At 64.1% G+C, this 3,645-nt stretch carries 3 protein-coding genes; 1 reads left to right on the top strand and 2 read right to left on the bottom strand.

Annotation, left to right across the window (positions count from 1 at the left end; translation table 11 throughout):
• Window positions 1-294: 294 nt before the first annotated feature.
• Entirely contained in the window at window positions 295-1,257 is a 963-nt protein-coding gene (locus PV773_RS25070; protein ID WP_347968977.1) for a dihydrodipicolinate synthase family protein, read from the bottom strand.
• A gap of 122 nt (window positions 1,258-1,379) precedes the next feature.
• Window positions 1,380-2,084 carry a GntR family transcriptional regulator gene (locus tag PV773_RS25065; protein WP_347968976.1) on the bottom strand — a complete coding sequence of 235 codons (705 nt, stop codon included), beginning with the start codon at window positions 2,082-2,084 and terminating at the stop codon, window positions 1,380-1,382.
• 355 nt (window positions 2,085-2,439) lie between these two features.
• Between PV773_RS25065 and PV773_RS25060 the strand changes: the two genes are divergently transcribed.
• Window positions 2,440-3,573 (top strand): helix-turn-helix transcriptional regulator, encoded by a 1,134-nt coding sequence (locus tag PV773_RS25060; RefSeq protein WP_347968975.1) that lies wholly within the window; start codon window positions 2,440-2,442, stop codon window positions 3,571-3,573.
• The last annotated feature ends 72 nt before the right edge of the window (window positions 3,574-3,645 follow it).

The following is a 3,645-nucleotide window of genomic DNA, read 5'->3' as shown; positions in this document are numbered from 1 at the left end:
GGCAGCCTAAAGTCCAAAACACCTATCAGTCGCCTCGCTTTGACCGAGGACAACCTGTTGAGGCTCCACAGCTAGCTAAGGATTGGGGTACTCCTGTGTGCATTTCCATAGCCGCCACAGGCTCGACGCCCTTCCTCTCCCCCGTCGATCGGGGGAGAGGTGCCTCGCGAAGCGAGGCGGAGTGGGGGTCGACGCCCGCACCTCGGCCCTCAAGCAACGTCACCCCTCAGCCCAAACGAAAAAGGCCCTCCCGATCGCTCGGGAGGGCCTTTCTGCATTCAGGTCAGGACTGGATCAGTCCTTGTACTTCTCGACCGCGCCGGGGAGCTTGCTCCAATCACTGTACCAGCTGTTGAACAGCTTGAACTGCGCCTCGCAGTAGCCGCGCTGGCTCTCGGTCAGGGCATCGGTCTCGTTGAAGTGGAGCGTATATTCCTTGTCGCCCTTCAGCACCATCATGTGCTTGAAGTAGAGGACCAGGTCCGGGCCTTCGTCGAAGGACGACAGCACGGCCAGCGCCTGCTCCAGTTCCAGCGCGCGCTGGCGGGCATCGACGTCGCCGGCGGCAGCCGCCTGCGACAGGTTGCAGAGGTGGATCACTTCCTTCGGCAGCACGTTGCCGATTCCCGTGATGGCACCGGTCGCGCCGCAGTTGACGAAGCCGTGGAAGACGGCGGTGTCGACGCCGATCATCAGCGAGACGCCGTCATCCCTGCTGGTGATGTTCTCGGCCGCATAGCGCATGTCGGCGGCGCCGCCGAACTCCTTGAAGCCGACGAGGTTCTTGTGTTCGGCGCGCAGCGCGAAGAACAGGTCGGCGCGGGTGGCGAAGCCGTAGTACGGGCTGTTGTAGATGACGGCCGGCAGATCCGGGGCCGCCGACAGTATCGCCTTGAAATGCGCCTTCTGGGCGGTGATCGAAGAACCACGCGACAGCACGCGCGGGATCACCATCAGGCCCTGTGCGCCGACCTTCTGGGCGTGGGCGGCGTGGGCCACGGCCGAGGCGCTGTTGATGCCGCCGGTGCCGACGATGACCGGCACGCCGGCCTTCACCAGGCGCTCGACGCCGTCCATGCGCTGCTCGTCGGTGAGCAGCGGCCAGTCGCCCATCGAGCCGCAATAGACGACGGCCGACATGCCCTGCGCGATCAGTTCCTTGCCCTTGCAGACGAGCGCGTCGAAGTCGGGGGTGCGATCCACCTTGCAGGGGGTCATCAGTGCGGGGATTACGCCGGAGAAAATCTTGGCCTTCATCTCAAACTCCTCTTGGGGCCTGTCATCGGCACGATCGCCACGCCAAACGGCGCCGTATCAGTGCCCTCGCCACTGATTATACGCTTTGCATTTTATTTGTCGACAAGAAATCGACAACGACCTCACAATGCCACTTCAAGCCTCTGGTCGCGGGTGAAAAGCTTCTGGATCTGGTGCACGATCTGCTCGGCATGCGCCTTGGCCAGCCGGTCGGCGGCATCGACGTCGCGGGCGGCGATGACGGCGATCATGTCCTCGTGCTCGTCGACGAAACGCTGCGGCAGCCGGTCGTCGTATGACTGGTAATAGAGCCTGAGGATGCGCCGCCCCTCGTCGAGCAGCCGGTTGAACAGGCTGGTGAAATAGGGATTGCGCCCGGCTTCCGAGATCGACTGGTGCAGCGCCGCGTTGGTGGCGATCATCGCCAGCGCGTCCTGTGCCTGCACGGCGGCGGCAAATTCGGCCTGGTGGGCGCGGATGATCTTGAGGTCCTCGGCGCGGTGGTGCTGTGCGGCCAGACGCGTCGTCACGCGGTACATCAGCACCAGCGCCTCGAAGTAGGTGTGCATGTTGAGGAAGTCGATGTTCGACACCATGGTCGAGCGGTTGGGCAGCGTGTCGATCAAACCTTCGCCGGCAAGCCGCACCAGCGCCTCGCGGATGGGCGTGCGCGACATCTTGAAACGCTCGGCCAGCTGCACCTCGTCGATCGGGCTGCCCGGCGGCAGGACCAGGTCGAGAATCTCGTCGCGCAAAAGGTCATAGACAACCTTCACGCCCGAGCCGCGCTTGCGTTCGGGCACACCAGCCGCTTCTTTCTTGGTCATGTTCTTCTCCTTGTCGACAAAATGGATACTGTTCTCGCGTGAACCGATCAACAGGTTCCGGCTCAGTCGCGTAAAAGAGTGTGCAGACCATCCCGAGCACGCCCTCGTCGGACAACAGTTCAAACCGACATTTTCAGGAAAGCCGCCATCGTCCGAAAGGACGAATGAAGCCGCGGTCGGATAGCCTAGAAGATCCGACAGCATGCGTTCCTTCGCAAGAAATTGGCCGACTAGCCTTGGAGCTGCGACATGAGTGGCGTCCCGCAACAATTCCTACGCGCATGAGGCAGTGGTTTGCGGCGCCGAGGCCAGGTAGCCGCGAGATTGCGGCCTTGGCATAGTCTTACGGTCCCCTATGCGAAATGAAGCGGGTGATCCTCCAGGCGGCCCCGGCCATGACCGGCTGGTCGAACTGCTCTATGCCGGGATAGGCGAGACCAAGCCGTTCGACAGCTTTCTCAAGGCTCTGCGCCTGGCGGTTGACGCCGAGAGCAGTACACTCATCATCGAACGCCAGCGCCGCGACAGGCCGGGCGCCATCTATTCAGGGGCGGCGCCGGAAGAGCGGATCGCCCGCTACAGCGTGCTCTACGCCGAGGACCCGTTCATCGACCTGCCGCCGGGCAAGGTCACCACGCTCGCCGAGCATGTCGGCGAAGACGTCATCGCACGATCGGATTTCATGAAGGGCTTCATGGCCGGCTCCGGCTGGATGCACGTACTAGGCGCCGACATAGTGGAGGCATCGGGTGCCAGGGTGCGGATGCGGGCGACCCGGGTGCTCGGGCGGGACAATTTCGGTTCGATCGAACGTGACGCGTTGCGAGGGCTCCTGCCGCACCTTAAGCAAGCGATGAGCCTGTTCCTGAGGCTCAACGGGCTCGAGGCCGAGCGCGAGCTGTTTGCCGGGGCGCTGGGGCGGCTCGCGGTGGGCGCCATCATAGTCGACCGCGATTGCCGCATCCTGCAGGCGACGCCGCAGGCCGAGGCGATCCTAGCGGAAAGGGACGTGTTGAAGAACGACCGCGGAAGGCTGCGCCTGCTGGACGAGGCGGGACCTGCCGGCGAGTTCACGGCCGCAGTCGCCGAGATTGCCGAAGCGAACGACGCGACCGCTGCCGGCTCCAGGGCCTTTTCGATCCACCGCTCGAGCGGCGAGGCGCTCGGCCTGGTGGTACGGCCGGCGCCGCAATCCTCCAAGCTGCATGCACCGTTGCGCGGGGCGGCGCTGGTGATCATCGCCGACGCCGGCAGCACCGTGGCGCCTCAGCCTTCAGTGCTGGTCCGCCTGTTCGGGCTCACGCCGGCTGAGGCCGAGCTTGCCGCACTGATGGGGCAGGGGCTCGACCTCGACGACGCCAGCGTGACGCTCGGCATCACCAAGAACACGGCCAAGGCGCATCTGCGCATGGTGTTCTCCAAGACGGGTGTGACACGGCAAAGCGGCCTCGTGCGCCTGTTACTGCGCTCCGTCGACGAACTGAGCTAGCTGTGAGCTTTCGGGAGGTTGTCCATTCGGACCGGACCGAGGAGACTGGAGTTACCACGCTTCAGCACTCAC

It is taken from the genome of Mesorhizobium sp. CC13 (assembly GCF_039907765.1).
Lineage (GTDB): Bacteria > Pseudomonadota > Alphaproteobacteria > Rhizobiales > Rhizobiaceae > Aminobacter.
This window is presented reverse-complemented; position numbering and strand designations above follow the sequence as displayed.

Coding starts and splice junctions, on each gene's coding strand:
- PV773_RS25065 (WP_347968976.1), bottom strand. CDS start 2,084: ATGACCAAGAAAGAAGCGGCTGGTGTGCCCGAACGCAAGCGCGGCTCG.
- PV773_RS25060 (WP_347968975.1), top strand. CDS start 2,440: ATGCGAAATGAAGCGGGTGATCCTCCAGGCGGCCCCGGCCATGACCGG.
- PV773_RS25070 (WP_347968977.1), bottom strand. CDS start 1,257: ATGAAGGCCAAGATTTTCTCCGGCGTAATCCCCGCACTGATGACCCCC.